The sequence below is a fragment of the Aliiglaciecola sp. genome (assembly GCF_039982535.1).
Lineage (GTDB): Bacteria > Pseudomonadota > Gammaproteobacteria > Enterobacterales > Alteromonadaceae > Aliiglaciecola.
On the sequence record NZ_JBDWYG010000027.1, the window covers coordinates 22,954 to 47,012 of the forward strand.

At 39.5% G+C, this 24,059-nt stretch carries 13 protein-coding genes; all 13 read right to left on the minus strand.

The window, feature by feature from the left end; all coding sequences use genetic code 11:
- Nucleotide 1: 1 nt before the first annotated feature.
- The gene (rlmKL, locus tag ABJV04_RS06040) at nt 2-2,101 is read right to left on the minus strand and encodes a bifunctional 23S rRNA (guanine(2069)-N(7))-methyltransferase RlmK/23S rRNA (guanine(2445)-N(2))-methyltransferase RlmL (protein ID WP_348490410.1); all 2,100 of its coding nucleotides are present in this window, start codon (nt 2,099-2,101) and stop codon (nt 2-4) included.
- A 112-nt stretch (nt 2,102-2,213) separates the two neighbouring features.
- Nucleotides 2,214-2,768 (minus strand): cell division protein ZapC domain-containing protein, encoded by a 555-nt coding sequence (locus ABJV04_RS06045; RefSeq protein WP_348490411.1) that lies wholly within the window; start codon nt 2,766-2,768, stop codon nt 2,214-2,216.
- A 53-nt stretch (nt 2,769-2,821) separates the two neighbouring features.
- Nucleotides 2,822-3,832: a quinone-dependent dihydroorotate dehydrogenase gene (pyrD, locus tag ABJV04_RS06050; RefSeq protein ID WP_348490412.1), complete on the minus strand. Its 1,011-nt coding sequence runs from the start codon at nt 3,830-3,832 to the stop codon at nt 2,822-2,824.
- Between the two features lie 84 nt (nt 3,833-3,916).
- Nucleotides 3,917-8,755 (minus strand): NAD-glutamate dehydrogenase, encoded by a 4,839-nt coding sequence (locus ABJV04_RS06055; RefSeq protein WP_348490413.1) that lies wholly within the window; start codon nt 8,753-8,755, stop codon nt 3,917-3,919.
- Nucleotides 8,756-9,007: 252 nt separating this feature from the next.
- The gene (locus ABJV04_RS06060) at nt 9,008-11,323 is read right to left on the minus strand and encodes an MMPL family transporter (RefSeq protein WP_348490414.1); all 2,316 of its coding nucleotides are present in this window, start codon (nt 11,321-11,323) and stop codon (nt 9,008-9,010) included.
- A gap of 5 nt (nt 11,324-11,328) precedes the next feature.
- Nucleotides 11,329-12,351 carry a YCF48-related protein gene (locus tag ABJV04_RS06065; protein WP_348490415.1) on the minus strand — a complete coding sequence of 341 codons (1,023 nt, stop codon included), beginning with the start codon at nt 12,349-12,351 and terminating at the stop codon, nt 11,329-11,331.
- Nucleotides 12,352-12,413: 62 nt separating this feature from the next.
- A complete protein-coding gene (locus tag ABJV04_RS06070; protein ID WP_348490416.1) occupies nt 12,414-13,781 on the minus strand; it encodes a DUF1329 domain-containing protein in 1,368 nt (455 codons plus the stop codon).
- A 12-nt stretch (nt 13,782-13,793) separates the two neighbouring features.
- A complete protein-coding gene (locus ABJV04_RS06075; protein ID WP_348490417.1) occupies nt 13,794-15,872 on the minus strand; it encodes a DUF1302 domain-containing protein in 2,079 nt (692 codons plus the stop codon).
- Between the two features lie 178 nt (nt 15,873-16,050).
- On the minus strand, nt 16,051-16,272 hold the full coding sequence (locus tag ABJV04_RS06080) for a DUF2835 family protein (RefSeq protein WP_348490418.1): 222 nt from the start codon (nt 16,270-16,272) through the stop codon (nt 16,051-16,053).
- A 6-nt stretch (nt 16,273-16,278) separates the two neighbouring features.
- Complete coding sequence (gene pepN, locus ABJV04_RS06085; protein ID WP_348490419.1) at nt 16,279-18,867, minus strand: aminopeptidase N; 2,589 nt, start codon at nt 18,865-18,867, stop codon at nt 16,279-16,281.
- Between the two features lie 48 nt (nt 18,868-18,915).
- Nucleotides 18,916-20,406, minus strand: a complete 1,491-nt coding sequence (gene nhaC / locus ABJV04_RS06090) for a Na+/H+ antiporter NhaC (RefSeq protein WP_348490420.1) — start codon at nt 20,404-20,406, stop codon at nt 18,916-18,918.
- 13 nt (nt 20,407-20,419) lie between these two features.
- On the minus strand, nt 20,420-21,757 hold the full coding sequence (locus ABJV04_RS06095; protein ID WP_348490421.1) for a sodium-dependent transporter: 1,338 nt from the start codon (nt 21,755-21,757) through the stop codon (nt 20,420-20,422).
- Between the two features lie 256 nt (nt 21,758-22,013).
- A complete protein-coding gene (gene prc, locus ABJV04_RS06100) occupies nt 22,014-24,059 on the minus strand; it encodes a carboxy terminal-processing peptidase (RefSeq protein WP_348490422.1) in 2,046 nt (681 codons plus the stop codon).

The window sequence follows — 24,059 nt, forward strand, 5'->3', positions numbered from 1 at the left end:
TTTAAGCGTGTTTCGTCAATATCCAGCAGTGGTGGATTTTAGGGTTACGTTTGAAATCTTCAGGTAATGTCTTTTGACTTATATTCTCTACAGATAAACCTAAATCGTTGACTGCGTTATTATCTAACTTAAAACTGCGCAAATTATTAGAGAAAATTATTTCTCCATTTACATTCAGACGATTATACGCATGTTCAATGAGTTGTAGATAATCACGTTGCACATCCCATGTTGAATCCATACGTTTTGAATTAGAAAATGAAGGGGGATCAATGAAAATTAAATCGTAGGTGTGTTCATGGTCCGCTAACCAATTAATACAGTCTGCTTGGATAAACTGGTTGGCACATTGAATGTTGTTCAATTGAACATTCTGTTTCGCCCAGTTTATGTAGGTTTTTGACATATCAACGGTTGTCACTGACTTAGCTCCGCCTAATCCAGCGTGCACAGAAACACTTCCCGTATAAGCAAATAGATTCAATACATCTTTATTGCGAGATCGTTGCTGAATAATTTCTCGAGTAATCCGGTGATCCAAAAACAAACCAGTATCAAGGTAATCAGATAGATTAACTAAGAACTTAGCGCCATTTTCATAGACTTCTAAGGTGACTTTCTTTTCAGCTACTTTTTGGTATTGCTCACTACCCTTTTGTTTCTGGCGGGTTTTTACCACGATTTGTGCTGAATCCACACCAGTAACACCAGGTAGTGCCAGCAGCACATCGTGCAAGCGCTTACGGGTCTTTTGTTCTGGTATATCTTTAGGTGCAGCATACTCTTGCACGACTAACCAGTCGCCATAACGGTCAATTGCTACGTTATATTCAGGCAAATCAGCGTCATACAATCGGTAACAATTGGTATTTTGCTTTTTTAACCAACGAGACAAAGATTTAATGTTTTTAGCCAGTCTATTGGCAAAATCAGAATCGGGTTTTATTGCTTGTTTTACGATGCAATTTTTTTCATCCAAAACATAGTTAACTAACTGGCACTCAATTGCGCCATTCATTAGTTTGTAGTCTTTGTTAGCTACCAACTTCAGTTGTTTGAATAAATCTCGATTTGCGGTGAGTAAACTCACTCGCCAACCTTGGAAGTGTTGTTTTAAATGTTCCCCCCAAGATTGAAATACGGGCAGTAGTTCGGTGAGTTCATTTAAACGTTCACCATAAGGTGGGTTAGAGACTATGTACCCAGCTTCACAATCCACCTGCAATTTAGTGGCATCAGAATTAAAAAAGGTTATGTGCTCTAACATTCTCGCCGAGTCGGCATTTTGTTTGGCGGTATTGAGTACTCTTCTATCTAGGTCATTAGCATAGATTTTTGCAACTGGCTGCACCTGTGCATCTTGAGCTTCATCTACCAACGTATCCCAAAGATCAGCTTGGTGTAATTTCCAATTGCTAAATCCCCATTGTTGCCGGCCTATACCTGGAGCAATATTACAGGCCATCAAGGCGGCTTCAATGGCAATGGTACCGGAACCACACATTGGATCGAAGAGCGGTTTAGTGCGCTCATTGTTCCAACCACTTCGCAATAACATAGCGCAGGCTAGATGTTCTTTTAGAGGCGCTTGCCCGGTATTTTGGCGATAATGGCGTTGGTGCAAACTACGCCCTGAAATATCTACATAAACCGCAAAGTTTTCTCTGCGTACTCTTGCATGAATTCGGATATCTGGTTGAACTTTGCTAATTGAAGGCCGTTCATCAAAATGGTGGGTAAAGGTATCAACAATGGCATCTTTTACCTTTAGGGCACCAAATTGGGTGTTATTAATCGTTCTATTGGTTCCCACAAAATCAACCACAAAGGTGTTGGAGACCTGAAAATGATCCTGCCAAGGAACAGTTGCCACAATATCGTATAGCTCCTCTGCAGTATCAATTTTGCCTTCTGCTAATTGCACAAGCACCCGATTAGCTAATCGGGACCAAAGGCAAACTTGGTAAGCGTCTTTAAGATCGCCACTAAAATACACCTGTCCAGGTCGCATTTTTAAACTGCAATTGGGTAATAATGACGTCAACTCGTCAAGTAGTAGCCCGTCAAGTCCCCTTGAGGTTGTAACTAGAATTTCAAACATGTTTGTACCAGAAAATAAAATCTCGGCGATTATACGGGATAACGACTGTGGGTATAAGGGGTATTATTGATTAGCCCTTTAAATTTATATAAAACTAAATCTGCAATGACGCTCAAAAGTGAGATTGATTTTCTAACCCTTGGTCGTCATCGTCTTCTAGTTGCTCTAAACTCATTAGTCGATCAGACAACACGTTAATCAAAGAAAACTGAGGATGTACTTTATTATCTGAGGTTTTAAACTCTTCTGATAGGTTTAAACACAGTACAGAACTACCTTGTTGTTCTAGTGTAAGCATAAGGTAGCTTTCGTCATGACTAGTTAACCAAGCAAGTTGTTGTTCGTCGCCATGCAAACTAACCGCGTTTTTAGTATATAACCAGCTTTTGTTTAGAACCGGCTTATGAAAACATTTAGCCGCAGTAGCATTCAATGCAATTTGCGTTTTGACGCTGCTTTCGAACGGAACATTTGAATGATTAATGGCTTCAAGAGATTCAATAAAAGATTGCGAATGTTGAATTTGAAAGTATAGATTCTCAGGAATTAATTTTAACTGAGAATCTAAGTAAGCCGTTTGGAAGGATAGCCCAGCGTCCATTTCAATCATCAAAAAATGCGATTGTTTATCTATAAACCACTTCCAGTGACCTGATGGCAACAACATAGATTACGCTCTTAAGTCGAAACAATTAATCTAAATTTATCATAACCACAAACTTATTCTAATCCTTTCACTATTTGTTTTATTAATGGTGGTCCTTGATATATAAAACTGGAATATATTTGAACTAAACTTGCTCCTGCATTTAATCTTTCGTTGGCCGTAGCACTAGAATGGATACCTCCTACCCCAATTATCGGTAACGCACCACCTAAATACTGAGCCAAAAGTTTAGTGATATGTAAGCTTTTATTGGTCAATACCTCACCACTTAACCCGCCAGCCTCTTTAGCATAACGCAAACCTTCAACTGCACTGCGATCGAGAGTGGTATTAGTGGCAATAACGCCATCAATTTCTGTTTTTAGTAAAGACTCAGCAATACCTTTTACTTCTTCATCCGTTAAATCTGGCGCTATTTTAACCACCAAAGGAACATATTTACCGTGCAGTTGTGCTAACTGTTTCTGTTCATTCTTTAAACCGAAAAGTAAGTGCTCTAGAGCCTCACCATACTGCAAAGATCTTAAGCCTGGCGTATTTGGAGATGAAATATTTACCGTTACATAATCAGCATAAGCGTAGACTTTTTTCAAACATATTAGATAGTCATCAAGGGCATTTTGCTCTTCTGTTTGTTTGTTTTTGCCGATATTAATGCCCAGTATGCCGTCATACTGAGACTGCTTAACTTGCTCAACCAAGTAATCTACGCCTTTGTTATTAAATCCCATGCGGTTAATGATTGCTTTGGCATCCGGTAATCTAAACATCCTTGGTTTATCGTTACCTGGTTGTGCTAATGGTGTAACCGTGCCCACTTCAATAAAGCCGAATCCCATGGCTGAAAAAGCATCGATACATTCGCCATTTTTATCTAAGCCTGCGGCCAAGCCAAGGGGATTTTTAAAGGTTAAACCTAAACATTGAACAGGATGGTCGGCAATGCTTTGTTGATAGGTAAGCTTTAATAAATTGTGTTGAGTACGTTTTAAATAATCTAATGTGAAGTCGTGACTCCATTCAGGGTCACACTGGAATAGTGCTTTTTGCACAAGTGGATACATATAAAAAGGACCTCAACAAAAAGCCCTGAATTAGCAGGGCTTTTATGGTTAAAAACAATTGAATATTAGCTTACTAACATTCCACTAACTGCTCGCATTGATACTAAGCAACATTAATTCTCGTAACGCAACAGAGAATTTAGCAAACTCATGTGAGTTACTGGTTTTGAATTCAGACATCATATGATACCAGCGTTCTAGCAATATGGTATTGTTGTCCATCCATTTTTCCAAAATTTCTTCTGGATCATTATTATCTGGTGCACCAGATAATAATACAGTGGTGAGAGAACGTTGCTGCCAATCTAACTCTTCGCGATATGACGCTCTTGCTAGCGCTTGCCAATGGTTGCTTACGGTCTGATTATTAATTTGATCCAAGAACCAATGTAGTTGTAACTTCGAACCTAAATTGAAATATAAACTTGCGGCTACATCTAGCTTTCTGTTTTCCGACTTAATCATTTGCGCTAAATCTAAGGCGCAGAACATATTACTTAAACTGGCAACCTTGTACGCAATGTTTTTAGGTACGCCTTCAGCAACATAATCAGAAGTCGATTTTTCTAATTGACTATATTCGGTATCAACTAAGTAATTTTCTAAATTCTCACTTAAGGTTTTGAAGGTGGAAACATACAAATCAATCGACTCGTTAATCGACAAGTTCTTTTCACCATGGCGTAGGAACCAGCGTGATGCTCTGCGCATGGTGCGGCGCATCAAATCTAACATTCCTAATTGGATTTTAGCTGATACTTTATTATCTAAACTTTCAATTTCTTGCCATAAAGAATCGATACCAAATACGGCTTTAACAACAGAATAAGCCGTTGCCACTTCTTCAACCGCCGCTCCGGTTTCTTCTTGCATACGAAACACAAAGTTAAGGCCCATATCGTTAACCATATTATTAGTTAATTTAGTGGCAATAATCTCTGCACGTAACGGATGAAATTCCATTTGAGGAACAAATCGTTCCTGCAATTGTTTCGGAAATGCACCTACCAACAATTGAGCATAAAATGGATTATTAGTGATCTGCTCAATATTGAGTTTCTCTTTTAATACCATTTTACCGTAAGCGATCATTACCGACAGCTCTGGCCGGGTCAATCCTTTGCCGAGTGCTTGTCGATCGGAAAGCTCGTCGTCAGATGGAATAAATTCAAGCTCGCGATTTAACGCCCCCTCTCTTTCCAATCCGTGAATAAAGCGCAATTGTTCTTTAAGCAGTGTTGGACCGCCAAATTCAGTAATGGATATAGATTGAGTTTGACGATAACAATCCTGAATCACTAAATCTGCAACGTCATCGGTCATTGAATACAATAATTCGTTACGTTGTTTGTTAGTTAGATCACCCGCTCTGACTAAGGCGTTAAGTAAGATTTTGATATTAACTTCATTATCTGAGCAATCTACACCGCCAACGTTATCAATAAAGTCAGTATTAACTCGACCACCTTGAGATGCATATTCAATCCGACCTAACTGTGTTAAACCTAAGTTACCGCCCTCACCAATAATTTTGGCGCGTACGTCCTTACCATTTACACGAGTATCGTCGTTGGCGCGATCACCAACTTCACTATGGGTTTCTTTGGTCCCTTTAACATAAGTCCCTATTCCACCGTTCCAAATCAAATCGACCTGCATTTTTAAGGCGTTGTGAATGAGTTCGTTAGGCGTCATAGCAGTTTGAGTCGTGCCTAACCATTTTTTCATTTCATTGGTAAGTTTTATCGACTTAGATGCACGACTAAAGATACCGCCACCTTTAGAGATGAGTGATTTATCGTAGTCATCCCAGGTTAACGATGGGTTTTCAAACAAACGTTGTCTTTCTATATAACTTTTTTCAGTATTCGGATTAGGGTCAAAGAAAATATGCAAATGGTTAAATGCACAAATTAAGCGTGTGTGCTCTGACAATAGCATGCCGTTTCCAAATACATCACCGGCCATATCACCTACTGCCACACAGGTGAAATCGGTGGTTTGACAATCTATACCTATTTCACGGAAGTGGCGTTTGACCGACTCCCAAGCTCCACGGGCTGTAATGCCCATTTTCTTATGGTCATAACCTATACTGCCGCCAGAGGCGAAAGCATCCCCTAACCAGAAGTTAAAGTCATCGGAAATACTATTTGCTATATCAGAGAAAGTTGCTGTGCCTTTATCTGCTGCAACCACTAAATACGGGTCATCTTCATCAATTCTAACCACATGTTTAGGAGGAACAACTTCACCATCGATAATATTATCAGTTATATCCAAAAGGCTACGAATAAAGATTCGGTAACAAGCTTGCCCTTCTTTTTGTATTGCTTCTCTGCCTTGGTCTATGGGTAAGTTTTTGCAAACAAATCCACCCTTGGCACCAACTGGTACAATTACGGTATTTTTAACCTGTTGGGCTTTAACTAATCCTAGTACTTCTGTTCTAAAATCTTCACGTCTATCAGACCAACGTAATCCACCGCGAGCAACTTTACCACCACGTAAATGCACACCTTCAATTCGTGGTGAGTACACAAATATTTCATATTTGGGTAAAGGAAGTGGCATGTCAGGGATTAATTCAGGCAATAACTTGAAGGACATATAAGGTTTTTCATTGCCCTCTTCGTCTGGCTGATAGAAGTTGGTACGTAACGTAGCCAAAATCATATCTAAATAACGACGGATAATTCTATCATCGTCCAAATTAGAGACTTGATCTAAACGTTCTTTAATGTCACTTAAGATGCTTTCGTTTTTCTTATCACTTCGTTTTTTACTGGGGTCAAAACGATTAGCAAATAATTCAATCAATCTTTTGGCAATATTTGGATAATTAGCCAGTGTATTTGCCATGTAGGTCAAACTAAAGGAGCTGCCAGTTTGGCGCATGTACTTAGCGTAGGCACGTAAAATAGTGACGTTTCGACCTGTTAACCCTGCCCCCAACACTAAACGGTTGAACGGGTCATCTTCTAAGGTGTTATGCCAGACTTTGGCAAAAGCATCTTGAAATAGAGCTTGTGCGGCTTCCATGTCCAAATTTTGGCTATTGCTGTGCAACATGGAGAAATCCATGATCCAGTGTACATCACCATTTTGACAGGTAATTTTATACGGACTCTCATCTATAACGCGCAACCCAAAATGTTCAAGCATGGGCAGAACAGCAGATAAGTGAATGGGCTCTTTGCGATGAAACAGTTTTAACTTAACGGCCTTAGAATCATAACCTTCTTCTTGAGGTCGATAGAACAGCATGTCCAGAGTATGGGATTCTGTTAGTTGCTCTAGTTTACTAATATCAACTAAGGCAACGCTGGGTAGATTTTGCTCTGTATAGCTTCGAGAAAAGCCATTGCCATATTTCTGCTCAATTGCTTTTCCGGCAGCCTCACCATATGTCGCGCTAATAGATGCTGCTAACCTGTCGTTCCAACTTTTGGTCAGCTCTATAATATTCTTTTCAATTTCCTTCACATTAAATTCCGCATTATTATCTTTCACTCGAGCAATATAGTGAGTTCGCGCATAAACTGACTCTGAAAAATAAGTCGTAAACTCTACTTGTTCTGTACTGTTAAAGGACTTTTGTAATAATTCTTGGGTCTCTTTACGTAGTTGAGTGTTATAACGCTCCCTTGGCACATAAACCATACAACTAATAAATCGACCAAATGCATCTTTACGGACAAATAACTTGGATATCCCGCGCTCTTGCATTTGAAAAATACCTAAAATGATATTTCCTAACTCTTCATCATCACCTTGCAGCAACTCATCACGGGGATAGGTTTCGATAATGTTGACGAATGCTTTATATGCATGAGAGTTTTTATCAAAACCAGAATATTCACAAATACGTTCGATCTTTTTCTCTAAGACCGGAAGCTGGGTGGCGCTGCTATTGTAAAATGAGGCTGCATATAAACCTAGAAAGCGGTGCTCTCCAATTACGTTACCATCTTTATCGAAGCATTTAATTCCTACGTAATCCATATAAGCAGGACGACTCACTCTAGCTCGACTATTTGTTTTAGTGAGAATAAGTGGGTTTTTACTTAGGGCTTCTTTTTGTGCTGATTGAGGCATATTCGATAAAATTCTATCGCGATCGCTAATAGAGTTTTTCATCAAACCTAAGCTAGTTTCATTTTTAGGTGTCCAGCGATGATCCCCTTCAATGGCATTCACATCGTAATAACGATAGCCCATAAGGGTAAAGTTGTGATCATTCAACCAAGTTAAAAATGCTACAGCCTGAGTTTGTTGTTCTTTGCTTACTGGACAATTGGTAGACGGAAACTGTTCAATAATATTGGCCAACTTATCACTCATCGCTTGCCAGTCAGAAACGGCTAAAGACACTTCATCTACCACAGATAATAATTCACTGGTTAGTTTATTCAGCGCTTGTTTCGTTACCTGTCTATCCACTTCGATTAAAAAAACGGTTTCACGAAGTTTTTGTTTAACTCGACTTTTACTGCTTAAAAACGTGTCGACTTCGGCTTTATCATTACGCTTCAAGCTAATCGGGCTGTGTAATAATAGATGTGAAGTAATGTTCAGACGGTTTAGTGTCATTCTGACTGAATCAACTAAAAACGGCATATCTCTAACAATGATCTCCACTATAGTGTGGGAAGATTGCCAGCCGTGTTTCGATATCTCTGGATTAAACACGCGAATTTTGGGTTGTTGACCGTCATATTTAACAAACTCGTTCCATAGACTTAGCGTTGCACCATATAAGTCACTGTCATTTCGATTTTCTAGATCATCGATAGAAATGTTCTTAAATAACAGACGAGAAAATTGTTCAACCAATGCGGCATTGGATTTATCGAGTTTTTTATTAATTAGTTTAAATACATTTTCTAGCAGTACTGAATGTTGGCTATTCGCAACCGTCATTTTATTACCTTGTTTTGATAAATGTGCTAATTTTTTCTTAACACAATAAGTAAGTTCTATTTAGATTAGTCAAAATGCTGAGATATATACAGTTTTTGATAATTTAGTTGGACTATTTTCGCTAAAAAATGCGGCTATTTAAAGGACTAAATTAACCATAAATTTACAAAAAATATAAATATGCAGGGAATCTAATTAAAAAAGGGCCGAATGGCCCTTTCATTGAAGTTTAAGCAAATAATTATGCAAAAATTATTTTTGTTTTCGCCAGAAAACTGCGGCTAGTGCCGGTAATACCACTATGGCACCTAACATATTGACCACGAACATGAAGGTCAGAAGTATCCCCATATCCATTTGGAACTTGAGAGAAGAAAATACCCAAGTACTCACACCAACAGCTAGCGTAATACCGGTAAACAGAACAGCACTACCTCTTTCTTTTAACGCTTCAAAGTAAGCTTGTCTTACTGGCATGCCCGATTTAAGTTTTATATTCATAGTAGACAGAATATAAATACCATAATCCACACCAATACCTACCCCTAAGGCGATAACTGGCAAGGTGGACACTGTCAGGCCTATTTCTAAAAACGTCATTAACGCTTGGGCGAGCACGGAAACCACATACAAGGGAATGACCACCGACATAGTCGCACGCAATGAGCGGAAACTCAGTAAGCATAAAATGATAACGGCTCCAAACACATATAACATCATTGGGTTTTGTGCATCATCTACAGCTTCGTTTTTAGCAGCCATCACACCAACAGGCCCAGATGCTAAACTAAATTTGAGATCGTCTGTTTCGTAATTTTCTCTGAACAATTTCACCGCTTCGACGACACGTTTAATCGTTTCAGCTTTGTGATCTTCCATAAACAAGATGATTGGCATGACAGAACAATTCGTATTTAGCAAACCAGAGGACGTTGGTATTTGCGCAATAGCTTGAACTAAGGTTTGTTGATTCCTAGGAATAACTCGCCATTTAGGATTCCCTTCGTTATAACCCGCGTTGACTAACTTAGCCACAGAAGGAAGACTTACAGTGGATTGGACTCCCTCTACGTTGCCCATTTTCCACTGCAATTCATCAATTGCATTCATCACCTCATAAGATGTACAAGCTTCAGGTGTTGTTTCTACAAGAATAGAAATGTAATCAACACTGATGGCGTACTTATCGGTGATTAAAAACGTGTCTTGGTTATAACGACTGCTTTCGTGCAGAGCGGGTGCTCCAGCATGAAGATCACCAATTTTCATTTTAGAAGATTGTATCCAACCAAAAACGAATAATACTGCGGTGACAAACAAGATTAAATAGGCAACCTTAGGGGTTGAACAATGAGCAATTGTATTCCAAAACTTGTCTGAGCGATTTTCCTTGTTTTTAAACTTATTCTTATATGAATCACTAAATTTCACATAGGACATAAGCACTGGCAGTAGTATCAAGTTGGTTAAAATGATGACTGCAACCCCTAAACTAGCGGTTATCGCTAACTCACGAATAATACCAATATCGATTACCAGCAACGTCATAAACCCAACAGTGTCGGATAACAATGCAATGCCGCCTGGTATAAGCAAGGTTCTAAAGGCACTCTGGGCAGCAAACAATGAAGTGCCGCCTTCGACGACTCGTTTACCTACGGCATTAATCATTTGCACACCGTGGCTAACGCCAATGGCAAAGACTAAAAACGGTACCAGGATAGACATAGGATCTAGGCCAAAGCCTAAAATTGTTAATAACCCTAATTGCCATACAACAGCTATTACTGAGCATAACAGTGGCAAAATGGTGAGCATGATTGATTTAGAAAAGAAATAAACCATGACAGCAGTAATGGCTAACGCAATGGCAAAAAACGTTAATACGTCTTTTGCACCATTGGCCACATCGCCGATCATTTTGGCAAAACCAATTATATGAATACTGGTATTTTCGTTTTCAAACTTGCCACGTAATTGCTGTTCCAACTGATCAGCCAAAACTAGGGTATCAAGCTTCTCCCCAGTATTTGGATCAATATTCAGTAACTGAGCGGATACCATTGCACACTTAAAGTCATCTGAGACTAACTGCCCAACGATACCTGCCTTATCAATATTTTGAGACACTAACGCTAATGCATCTGAGTTAGTTGAATCGAAATCTGCTGGGATAACTGGTCCGCCCGCAAAGCCCCCTTCTACTATCTCGGTAAAACGCGTAGACGAAGAAAACAATGATTTAACTAAGGAGCGTTCAACACCATTAATAAAAAACAACTGGTCATGGACATTTTTCAGAGTGTCGAAAAATTCAGTATTAAAAATATCACTGTCTTTGTCACATACTGAAACCAAAATACTATTAGCACCACCAAAGTCCTTGGCATGCTTCATATAATTAACCATGTATTCATGGTTTAACGGTATATTTTTGGTGAAGCCCGCATCTAACTTAAGTTGTGAGGACTGATAGCCCAAAAAAGCGGTAGTTAAAGCAAACAATAAAACAACAATAATCCGATTTCGAAAAATAATGCTGACACAAAAATCAATCAATTTAGTCATAAGTCTTAATTCATTCCTTCACAAACGGATTCGTCATCGCTATACAAAACGCTTTTTATTCCTTCCGCTGTTGCTAAAAGGATTTTATTTTCATGTTTAACTGCTGCATTAATGGCTTTACCGTCATCAAAGTGAGCATTTACGACGTTGTTGCCGTTAACACAAACTACATTGCCACTATTCCCCATGGCTACATATTGGGAATTTGGCAGGGGCATAACCATATTTAACGATGAGGTTATGCCAGATTGAATCGCTACCCATCTTTTATCTTCAGCGGACAATTTAAATATGTTGCCACGCAAACCAACGGCAACTAAGTCACCATTGTCTAATTGTTGTATATCGAAAAACGAACCATAGTAATTCACATCCATTCGTTGCCAGGTAACGCCTTTATCGTCACTTTTAGCCAGTAACCCTGACTCGCCAGCAACGTAAATGCTATCGTCAACAACTAGAATTTTGTTGAGGTGAGGTAAAATGGAAACTAATTCAGAACGATAAAATTCTTCATCCTCTAAGCGCAGTTCTTCTAAATATTCAATATCATCAGGATGAAGAAAACCGAGATGAACCTCAGTATCCCAACTTTCACCACCATTTAGGGTACGCATAAAGGTACCGTAAGCGCCTATGGCTAAACCTTCATTAATATTTAAAAACGCCACATCTAACAACGGCTTTTCTAATTCAGGAGCGAACAGTTGAATTTCCCATGGTTGACCTTGGTCTTGCTGATGTAAAATAACTGCATCGTGACCCACTGCCCAAAGTTGGTTATCAACTGCAGTTACCGCCGTGAGTGTCGATAAGGTAGGAATGACTTGTTGTTGCCATTTTTCGCCATCTTCTGAAACTAGAACATGACCACGTTCACCAACGGTGACTATCTGTTGATTGCTTTTTACCACGTCCAATAATAGTGATTCTTTAGCTAAAGGAGCCATATAAGACTCTTCAGAAGACGCTGAGAATGCACTGAAAGAACTGATAAACAAAATTGTTAAAATTTTACTTCGATTCATTTTCTTCTTTTCATCTTCAATTACAAAAACGGCTGGCAGAGCCAACCGTTGTTATTTGCTAGTTAGCGTATCCCTTCTCGCCTTAGGGCTTGGGCCGTAAATTCTTTCTCTCTAGGTCTAACCGAGAAATCATATACTTTATCTTCGTTATCTAAACCAAGAGCCAAGTAACGTCTTGAATTTAGATCATGGTATACATCTAGCGTAGACCAATGTGCAGGAACATCGTAGAAATTTAATCCATGAGCAACGGCTACTTTGTACAAATCACCGCGGTTATCATACATATCTACTACTTGTACTTGCCAGCTATCTTCATCAATGAAGAATACGCGTTTAGAGTAAACGTGGCGGAAGCCTTCTTTTAAAGTCGCTTCAACAACCCAAACACGATGTTTTTCATAACGCGTTAAATCTGGATTAATGTGTCCTGGGGTAAGTATTTCTTCATATTTTACCTTATCACTATGCAAAGCATAGCTGTTATAGGCAACATACATTTCTTTTTTACCCTTTAATTCCCAATTGTAACGGTCTGGAGCACCGTTAAACATATCGAAATCATCGGTAGTGCGCAATCCATCAGACGCTGTACCTGGTGCATCATAAGCAATATTAGGCGCGCGTCTAACACGGCGTTGACCAGTATTGTATGTCCAAGCTTGGCGTGGTTCGCGCACTTGATCCATAGTTTCATGAACTAATAATGCGGTTCCAGCGAGTCGTGCAGGAGACGTTATCTTCTGCTTAAACTTCATAAGCATGTTGTTTTCAAGTAGCTTTTCAGGGGTTGCATCACGTTTGGCGTATTCTACCAATAATATTTCATCAAAACCTATCACGGTGTAATCACCAGATGCGGTAGGGGCTGCTTGACCACCGTAGCGCTTAATGCCTTCACCACGGAAACGTAGAATATGATTCCAAATTGCCTCTACGCCTGTTTGTGGAATTGGAAAAGGTACACCAACAGCCGCATTTTTGATGCCATTACCGCCTTGAACTAATTCAGCACGAGAAGCATTAGCTTTCGCTGCATCGTACACATATTGTGGGTTTGAAGCAGTTCGGCGAGTTTCGTAAATAGGCATTTCATAAGTATCAGGATAGGTTTCAAAAAGCTTGATTTGCCCTGCACTTAAGAAGTCTGCATATTCTTTGTAATTTTTACCGCTAATGGTAAACAACACTTTGTCTCCAGGAAATGGGTCTGGATGAAAATCACCAGGTTCATAACCCTCTGGAGGAGTTGTAATTCCACCGTTCCAAGCTGGGATACTGCCATCAGCATTACCTGCTTTTTCTCCGCCTAATGGCGTAAGTTCATTACCTAGTTTCGCTGCTTGCTCTTGAGATACTTTCGCATGAGCAAACGAAACACTTAGTGCCAATGCCAAAGCAGTGGTTGTTACTACTAAATTCTTTATCATTTCGTTTTTCTCTTAAATCGAATATTTGAAGTTAACTGATACAAAGTCGCGATCTGAAAGTGCATTCGAATTACCGATGCCACCCCAGTAACTACTGTAACCTACCGCAGCTGAAAATTTGCTTAAATAATCAAACTCGAAAGTTAAGTTCGCTGATTTCACATCTTCTGTAAATAAGAACAATGGATCAGGCGTTGTCCCCTCAACATCATGAGAGAATGTCGCTCGCGTTCTAAGATTTACACCAGAAAACACATTATTGAAGTCGGCTACTGCCAAAATACGGTAACCCCAAGCGTAATCTGTGGGGAATGGGTTTGTTTCAGGCCCATCAGACAAACCTATGTGTAAACCTTCTCGAGTGGAAATAATATTACCACTTTCATCACGTAAAGGCTCTAAAGAAGGTGTTCTCGATGTACCCGGACCATTTAATCTAATGACGTTGGGATCTGGCATATCTTCTATACTCACATAACCTACTTCACCAAGTAAGATTAGGTTATCAGTGCCCCAAGTAGGACCAAAGACGTGAGTGGTAGTAAATTGCACCTGCATAGTATCTGATACTACAAAACCCTCAGCAGTTTCACCTGGACCAACCGAACGTCCGATGTTACCCATTTGCGATATACCCGCAAAATCTGGACGAATACCTGCATTAGCAAGTTGTTCAGGCATTGCTGTATACAGCAATTCCACATCATCGATTTGTAGCGGTTCATCAACACGATAAGCAATTTCACCGGCAACAGCCGTTTCACCTACATTGGTGTTAAAACTAAAACCGTATAACTTAATATCTTCGGGATACATAAATTGACTTTCAGTAAATGCATCTAACGAGGTGATGTTGTCACGGGTGATTTCATTAGCCGCTAAAAAGGCAATATCTTGGGCAATACCAGCGCTTGTGAAATCGGAAGTCGTGCCTGAAATTAACGGACGCTGACTATGATAATTAATATGATATAAACTAAATTCCGTATCATTCAACTCACTTGAATAATAGGACATTTTAATACCGTACTGACCTTGATCATCTGCATCTGTATGAGCAGCGTCACTATATCCTCTAACTGCTACTTTAGTTGGGTAAGCCAAATATGCCGCAGCAATATCTGAAGAGTCTGCCCCAGCTAACAATGCTGAACGTAATCCATTTAAACTTTCAAGTAGGAAGTCTAAATTAATATCTGGGTTACCAGAGAAGCCTAATTGAATGTTTTGAGCCTGACCGCCCTCGCCTGCAAAATCATTGGTTGCGAAATAACTACCAGCTTGTGGCAATCTGCTACGCTCCCACTCATATTGATAATAGGCGGATAAACTAAGGTTTTCTGTTAGCCCAAAAGATGCGAAAACCATTCCTACAGGAATGAAAACTTCTTTTAGCTCAGCACCAGGTGCTAGTGCACGAGTAACATCAACAGGGTTAGTTGTATTGATACCGTGTTGGATGAAAGTACTTTCCCCCCAACTTACAACTTGGTCACCTATACGCAAAGTAACTGGTACATCACCAATATCAAAGTCAGCATAGAAAAATGCGTCTAACAATCTAACATCTGAACACAGTTCCTCAGACGCTTGCGGCGCGGAACAAGGATCTTGGATTTGGCCGGTAATTGGGTTGGCCCAATCTCTTGTGCCATCTTTTAATGCGAAATCGTAAAAATACAAACCACGAGCAAAAAAGCCCATGTTGTCATAACGAATATCTAGTTCATGGGTTCCCTTAAAAACTGTTGAAAAAGCTTCGCCTTTATCAAAGTTAAGGTTACCTAAGTCACCATTGGTTGAATAAGCACCGTCTGCGCTTGCCCATACATCAGATGATGCATAAGTGACATTAGTCGCTGCGTTGTAATTACTCCAATCAAAGTTGGGGTGATTGCTGTTACCTATTAGAGAGAAGTCACGTTCTTCAACACGAATACTTGTTCCAAGTGAAAAGTTTGAGTCAAAGTTTATCGACCAATCCCCTTTTTCCCATGACGCAGCATATAGATTTGCGGAAGTCATAACAGTAACGGCAGCTATGCTAAGTGCAAGCGGTGACTTTTTAAACTTCAAAGGTCCACACTTCATATTTTAGTTCTCCCTAGTCGCCAGAAAATGAAGACGACGTTTATTTAGTATCAAATTATTCACAAAATGATTACATCATTTAGACACGATAGCAAGAAGAAATCGTACCAGTTAACAATTTGTAAAAGTCCACCGTTTTCAATAGGTTAAAAATCACACAATTGCTAACTGCGAGTTATTAGGTCACTTTTTCAAATGAAAAGACTTTATTTTCAGGAGTAATTATAAGTCGAAAACGGCCATTTAACCCGAGCCTAGTAACAAATGGTCGTAAATTAAAGGTAGGGAGTTGAATACGTTCACCATTTTCTGAGTATAGAATAACGGCGTTATTTGTAGACAAATAAAGCTTCTCACACATTTCGTAAGAAGCGTTTAAATTAAAATAATAGGTTCGCATATTATGTTAATAACTGAGGCTTTTACTTACTTTTTCAAAGACATCTTTACTTAAACTCGGTAGAGCAATTAACCGAGTTAACTGATACTTCATCAAATCAGCTCGAATGTCATCCATTTTTCGCCATTGAGTTAATGGCGTAACAATGCGTGAAGCAACCTGTGGATTTCTTGCATCCAACTTCATTAAGTAATCTGCTACGTATTTATAACCTGAACCATCAATAGCATGAAAGCCCGTTGCATTATAAAACGCAAAAGTACCAATAACCGATCTTACTCGGTTAGGGTTATCATGATTAAACTGTTTATGACTCATGAGCAAATCTAAGCGGGTCAAGATATCGGGTATCTCACAACTAGCATGCAATGCAAACCACTTGTCTAAAACCAGAGGATCATCGGCCCATTTCTGTTCAAATTTATTCATTAGATCTTCGAAACATGGCAGCACTGCTCCTTGAGCGGCTTTAAGTGCGCCTAGTGAGTCTGTCATGTTGTCGGATGATTCGAATTGTTTACTAACAAGGGAATTACCCTGCTCTGTTTTAGCCAAGTAATATAGACATAAATTTCTTAACTTACGCTTGTTCACCTGTTCTGACTGATAGGCATAACCAGATTGCTGGGTAGACTGGTAGACCTTTAAAAAGACGTCGCTAAAGGTTTCTGCAATATAAACTTCTAGTTCTTTCCTGCCTTGGTTTAATTCAATCACATAATATCGAGACACTTGTTGCCCTAAGGTTTCGATGCTAGGTAGAGTCAGCATTTCAGCAATCAAAGCCAAATCACAGGGTGCCTTTGTTTCGCTCAATAGCCCATCCACTAATTTATCAATGGCGTTAAAATTGACGCTTAATTTAGAGCTAGCTGGTGTTTTACCGTGTAAAAATTCACTGAATAGTGTCTGCGCGGTATCCCAGCGAGCAAAACCGTCTTTTGCAGATAACGCTATTTTTAATAAGGCATCCACAGAATAATTAAATTCAAGTTTAACGGGAGCAGAAAAGTCTGTTAACAGTGCAACCGTGGGTTTTTGTTCAAGCCCTGTTTTCTTAAGCGTTTGCTGAGACTGTTTAAGATGGAAAAGTTCAACAGAGGTTTCACCACTACTATTTATCAATTCCAATCGAATAGGAATATGTAAATCTTGTTTTTCTAGTTGATCAGCTGTGGCATTATTTATTTGTTCAAACCCAAGGGTATATTCGCCTTTTTGTTCATCGAAACTTTCGTTAACTTTGACAATAGGCGTTCCCGATTGTCCATACCATCGTTTAAATTGTGATAAATCGAACTGATTCGCATCTTGCATAGCACTGACAAAATCATCGCAAGTTACTGCTTGGCCGTCATGACGTTTAAAATACAAATCGATACCATTTTTAAACCCTTCTTGACCAAGTAAGGTATGCATCATTCGAATAACTTCCGCACCTTTGTCATACACGGTTACAGTGTAGAAGTTATTCATTTCTATCACTTCATCGGGACGAATGGGATGTGACATGGCGCTAGCATCTTCTGCAAATTGATGCTCTCTCATCACTTTGACATTTTTAATCCGATTCACAACCGGTGAGCCCATATCTGCACTAAATTGTTGATCGCGGAATACCGTTAGGCCTTCTTTCAAACTTAGTTGAAACCAGTCTCTACAAGTTACTCTGTTGCCTGTCCAATTGTGGAAGTATTCGTGGGCGATGACTGATTCAATATTGAAAAAGTCTTCATCTGTTGCTGAGGCACTATCGGCTAACACGTATTTACTGTTGAATACGTTTAGCCCTTTATTTTCCATTGCGCCCATGTTGAAGAAGTCAACAGCCACTATCATATAGATATCAAGGTCATATTCTAAATCAAAAACTTGTTCATCCCAGGCCATGGCTTTTTTGAGAGATGCTAAAGCATGATGCCCCCGATTTAACTTACCTTTGTCGACGAACAGTTGTAATAAAACCTTTCGCCCTGAAGTGGTTTTATAATGATCTTCTAGCAGATCGAAGTCCCCTGCTACTAACGCAAATAAATAACAGGGTTTTTTGAATGGGTCATGCCATTTTACCCAGTGGCGACCATCTTCTAATTTACCACTGTCTATTTTATTACCGTTTGACAATAGATAGGGATAAGCTTTTTGATCCGCATAAATGGTAACAGTATATTCGGCTAGAACATCGGGCCGGTCGATAAAGTAGGTTATTTTTCGGAAGCCTTCAGCTTCACATTGGGTGCAATAAGCATTTTCGGTTTTATACAGCCCTTCTAACGAACTATTCTGTGCAGGATCCAGTTCTGTATAAATTTCAAGATAGAAATCATCTGGCACATTTTCAATGGTTAAAGCGGATGACGTTTGTTCATATTTTGTCAGGCTATTACCATTTAACTTGATATCGATTAAGGTTAGCTCTTCACCATCTAACACTAGCGGCTGTTGGTGATCTCCGTTACGTTTGATACGCAACTGACTTTTAATTTGAGTTTTTGGCTCTTCAAGTTTTACGGACAAATCTACCGTTGAAATTAGAAAATCTGGAGCTTGATAATCTAAACGGCGCTTTGCTTTAATATCACGATTGTCGGACATACTTAGACCTAATTAAGAAGACAAAAATACCGATTACTCTAAAGGCTTTTACTGACCTTTAGAGGTAACCGATTCTGCGTATGCAGGCATTGGGACTCTGAGAATTTTAATCCCTAAATAAGCATACACAATAGCTAAAACAGGGTTAATGAGATTGAAAAAAGCATAGAAAAGATAATCTAACGCACTTACCCCTAATACACCGCCCATATAGGCACCACAGGTATTCCACGGTATTAATGGAGAGGTTAAGGTTCCACCATCTTCTAAGCTTCTGGATAAATTTAATTGATGTAATCCACGTTTTTCGTACTCGTTTTTATACATACGGCCAGGCATTACAATTGCCATATACTGATCTGCCGTAATCACATTGGTTGCGAAACAGGTTAATATTGTTCGAGAAATCATGTCACCCGCAGATTTAGCACCTAATAAAATGGCACTTACTATGCGTTTTAATAGCCCAACTTTCTCCAACACAGCACCAAAGGTTAATGCACACATGATTAACCATATTGTATTTAGCATACTGGACATGCCACCACGGCTTAATAAATCGTTGAGCACATCACTTTCAGTTGTAAAGCTGACACCTGCATAAAGCGCTGTCCACACAACAGTAATACTTGCAACTATTCCGTCACGACCGTCAGTGGCAAAACCTTGTACCACTTCAGGTTGAAATGTTGCGGCCCAAATTCCTCCCATAATTGCTCCAATAGATACCGCTGGAAAGGCAGGTACCTTCTTCAACGCTAAAATAAGTAGAACAACCAACGGAATGAGTAAATGTAAGCCTAAATTAAATTCAGACGCTAACAAATTTTGCATGTCTGCAATACTTTGCGCGGATGACTCTTGACTAGAGTTAAAACCTAAAACTGTAAAGATAATTAGCGTCAGTATGATACTCGGAACTACCGTCCACAACATGTACTGAATATGTTCAAACAAATTAGTACCAGCAATGGCTGGCGCTAAATTTGTGGTTTCTGACAATGGTGAAATTTTATCACCAAAATACGCGCCAGATACCACAGCTCCAGCAGCGATGGCTTCTGACATTCCCATGCCATTAGCCACTCCCATTAAGGCAACACCAACAGTCGCGGCGGTTGTCCAACTACTGCCAATACTCATGGCAACAACAGAGCAAATTAAACAGGTAGCAGTATAAAATAATGAAGGATTGAGCAATTCTAGGCCGTAATAAATCAAGGTTGGAACCGTACCTGATAACATCCAAGAACCAATTAATGCGCCAACTGCCAATAAGATTAGGATTGCTCCAAGGGAAAGCGATATGCCATTGACAATGCCCTCCTCAATCTCCTTCCAGGTATAGCCATTTTTGATGCCAATAATCGATGCTATGAACATGGCGAATATCAGGGCAATTTGATTTGGTCCGAAGGAAGAATCACTTCCGTACCAATAAACAGAAGAGCATAACAAACAAACTAAGATGACTATTGGGATCAAGGCATCAAGAATCGAGGCGTCTCTGGCGACTTTTTTATTTGGAGTATTGTCCATTAAATTGACTTCCTTATCCGATTACTGAGCGATAGAACATAATGAAAATGACAACGGGACATACAAATTTCACGTACCAAGGCCAAACTTTCCAGAATAAGGAATGTTCAGCATTCTCATTTCCTTGCTTTAATTCCGCTAATATTTGATCTCGACGCCACACCCAACCGGCAAACAAGCATAATGCTAATCCTAAAAGTGGTTGGCTGTATTTTGTGGTTAGACTAATCACTAGTCCAAATAAACTAGAAAAGTTAAACACGATAACAGCACTTGCGATAAACACGCCGCTGGCTAATAACCAAACGGCTTTAGTACGTTTGACCCCTTTACTTTCAACCACATAAGCTACAGGTACTTCAAGCATTGAAATGGAAGACGTTAGGGCTGCTATTACCATAAGTGCGAAAAACGCAAACGCTACAAAAATCCCTACGGACCCCATAGTATCGAACAGTGCTGGTAAAACCGTGAATATAAGGCTGTCGCCTTCAATTAAAGCGCCACTTTCAGAAAATATCTGTACACCGTTATGCAAAGCTACATACATAGAGGGAATAATTAGCATCCCAGCAAGAACAGCAACACCAATATCAACCAAGGCAACTGAGGCACCTAAAGACGGTAACTTCTCATTTTTACTAACATATGATCCATACACCAACATGGTACCTACACCAAGGGACATAGAGAAAAATGCTTGTCCCATGGCATTAATTAACAATGCAGGATCCATAATGCGGCTAAAATCAGGCACTAAATAGGCTTTCCACCCCTCAATAGCTCCTTCTTGCAGCGACACATAGACAATCAAAAGTACGATAATAATCATTAGGGTCGGCATTAAACGAACAGACCAACGTTCTATTCCTTTGCTAACACCGCCAGTGACTATAGCTGCAGTTAATACTAAAAAGACGCCACAAAATATAAGGTTACGAGTTATAGATTGACTTGTTAACCAGTTAGATGCCGTATCTAAACCGAGTAGATGAGTAACAGTTTCTAAGAAAAATGCCAACATCCAACCGGCTACGATGGCATAAAAAGCAAGAATTAATGAAACAGTAACGAAGCCCCATGCGCCTGTTGCACGGCCTATTTTACTGCCTGATATTTGCCCTAAGGCATCGACCATATTTGCTCTGGTAGCACGTCCGATAATTAATTCCGCCATTAATACTGGATATGCTAATAGGAAAGCCAAGATGATGTAAACTAATACAAAAGCGGCTCCCCCATTGCTTGCAACCTGTGTTGGGAAACCCCAAATATTACCTAATCCAACAGCTGATCCAGCTGCTGCGAGGATAAATCCAAGTCGAGAAGAAAACTCTCCACGTGCGTTCATTCCGTACCCTTTTATTATTATTGTGTTTAGCTAATTTTTTTAGCCATTTTAGGAATACTATACTAAACCGTCATGACCGCAAAATAATCCTATTTTAGGTTTGACTGACTAAAGTAAAAATAGCCTGTTGTCGCAAATGACGCTCCATCTAATACTTTTATAGTTGGTAGGTGCCAATGCTTTTGAAACAAAATATGCGTTTTTTATGTTATAAAAAAGGGGCTATTTAAAATAGCCCCCATTAATACATTAAAAATTACTTACCCTCTGAATGAGATGCGTACATTCCCGTAGACACCAAATCAAATGTAATACTTGCAGCCTCATCAAGGAAAGGATCAATTTCATCCATATCCTCTGGTAAATCATCAAGTTTTTCGACTTTTTCTTTGCCTGCTCTCACTAAACGTTCGTTTGCTCTTTTTAGACGCAAAGCTTCTTGTTCGTCTTTTTCTTTGATTCGTTCAGACTCTACCAATGAAATAGTCTTTTTATCTTTTTCTTTTTGGTAACGCTGAATATCTTCGAAGATATAGGCAAATTCAGGATCATTTTTAATTCGTTTTAAGTGATTTTGCTCCATTACAGTAAGTGCACTTGATGTGTCACCAAATGTAGAATAATTCACTCTTTCAATGCTATCCCAAGGCAAAGCATTTTCTTCTTGGCTTTCACCCCAATCATCTGGGTCAATTGCAGAAGGAAATTTGATATCTGGAACCACACCTAAGTTTTGTGTACTACCACCGTTAATACGGTAAAATTTAGCGATAGTATACTGAATGCTTCCTAATGGGTTGCTATATAAATCGTAAATACGTCCTAAGGGACGGTGACGCTGTACAGTGCCTTTACCAAAGGTTTGCTCACCCAAAACTACGGCTCGTCCATAATCTTGCATGGCTGCGGCAAAAATTTCTGATGCCGATGCACTATAACGATCAACAAGTACTGTTAAAGGACCATCATAATAAGTAATACCATCAGTATCTTTTTCAGTTCGGGTGCGCCCAGATGCATCGTGAATCTGTACCACAGGACCCTGGTCGAAAAACAATCCAGACAGCAATGTTGCTTCGGTTAAGGAGCCGCCGCCATTTCCGCGTAAATCAACTACGATTCCTCGCACGCCCTTTTCTTTTAAATCAATAAGTTCTTTTTTGACATCAGAATGCAGATTGTTATAAAAAGACGGTATGGTAATAACACCAAGCTTTTCACCAGCGTGATTGCCAGTTTCAGGTGTGTAAACCTCAGACTTAGCCGCTCGGTCTTCTAGTTTAATTTTATCTCTGGTTAAACTTACCACTTCAGGAACATTCGATTCAGATGCACCTTTCAAGACTTGTAGCTTAACTACGCTCCCTTTGGGGCCTTTAATAAGGTCTACCACTTCATCTAAGCGCCAGCCGATAATGTCCACAAAATCATCTTGATCTTGTGCTACACCAACAATTTTGTCTTCAGGCTTAATTTTTTTAGATAACTCAGCTGGACCACCAGGGACCACACTGCGAATGACCGTATAATCGTCTTCACTTTGTAAAACCGCACCTATACCTTCAAATGACAGGTTCATTTCCATATCGAAACGATCGGTACTTTGCGGTGATAAATAACTTGTGTGGGCATCAACGCTGCGAGCAAAAGAATGCATTACAGTTTGGAATACATCTTCACTTTTGGTTTGTGAAAGACGTTTAATTGCACGTTCATAACGTTTCGTTAAAAGATCTTTGATTTCTTCAGCCGTTTTTCCCGCCAACTTTAGATTTAAGGCATCGTATTTTACTCTTTGACGCCACAATTCATTTAATTCAGCGGTGGAAGCAGCCCAAGGCGCCTCTTCACGATCAAACTCCAAAGAATCGCCTTTTTTCTCAAAATCAAAAGGTTTATCGAGTAACGTGATGGCATACTCAAACCGCTCTAAACGACGATTTAAGTTCAAAGAATAAATACTGTACGCGTCGTTTAAATTTCCTTGAGCAATGGCTTCATCAAAATTTAAACGGTACTTTTCCATTGCATCGATATCAGACTTCAAAAAGAAATTACGATTAAAGTCTAGGGTTCTAACGTAGCGGTCAAATGTTTTAGCAGACAAGCTATCGTCAATTTTAATCGGCTTATAATGGGAACGTAATAAATGAGAGCTTATTCGTTTAGCTGAAGCAGAGTGTTGTGACTCTTGCACTAAGCTAGGGATGTCGACAGCTTCACTCGTAGAATTAACCGCGATCGCCCCAGCACTTAAACAAAACAATGCGCTATATACAGAAACGCGTACAAATTTATTCAT

Excerpts from the sequence above, each read along its gene's own strand:
- rlmKL (WP_348490410.1), bottom strand. The coding sequence starts at position 2,101 with ATGTTTGAAATTCTAGTTACAACCTCAAGGGGACTTGACGGGCTACTA.
- ABJV04_RS06045 (WP_348490411.1), bottom strand. The coding sequence starts at position 2,768 with ATGTTGTTGCCATCAGGTCACTGGAAGTGGTTTATAGATAAACAATCG.
- pyrD (WP_348490412.1), bottom strand. The coding sequence starts at position 3,832 with ATGTATCCACTTGTGCAAAAAGCACTATTCCAGTGTGACCCTGAATGG.
- ABJV04_RS06055 (WP_348490413.1), bottom strand. The coding sequence starts at position 8,755 with ATGACGGTTGCGAATAGCCAACATTCAGTACTGCTAGAAAATGTATTT.
- ABJV04_RS06060 (WP_348490414.1), bottom strand. The coding sequence starts at position 11,323 with ATGACTAAATTGATTGATTTTTGTGTCAGCATTATTTTTCGAAATCGG.
- ABJV04_RS06065 (WP_348490415.1), bottom strand. The coding sequence starts at position 12,351 with ATGAATCGAAGTAAAATTTTAACAATTTTGTTTATCAGTTCTTTCAGT.
- ABJV04_RS06070 (WP_348490416.1), bottom strand. The coding sequence starts at position 13,781 with ATGATAAAGAATTTAGTAGTAACAACCACTGCTTTGGCATTGGCACTA.
- ABJV04_RS06075 (WP_348490417.1), bottom strand. The coding sequence starts at position 15,872 with ATGAAGTGTGGACCTTTGAAGTTTAAAAAGTCACCGCTTGCACTTAGC.
- ABJV04_RS06080 (WP_348490418.1), bottom strand. The coding sequence starts at position 16,272 with ATGCGAACCTATTATTTTAATTTAAACGCTTCTTACGAAATGTGTGAG.
- pepN (WP_348490419.1), bottom strand. The coding sequence starts at position 18,867 with ATGTCCGACAATCGTGATATTAAAGCAAAGCGCCGTTTAGATTATCAA.
- nhaC (WP_348490420.1), bottom strand. The coding sequence starts at position 20,406 with ATGGACAATACTCCAAATAAAAAAGTCGCCAGAGACGCCTCGATTCTT.
- ABJV04_RS06095 (WP_348490421.1), bottom strand. The coding sequence starts at position 21,757 with ATGAACGCACGTGGAGAGTTTTCTTCTCGACTTGGATTTATCCTCGCA.
- prc (WP_348490422.1), bottom strand. The coding sequence starts at position 24,059 with ATGAATAAATTTGTACGCGTTTCTGTATATAGCGCATTGTTTTGTTTA.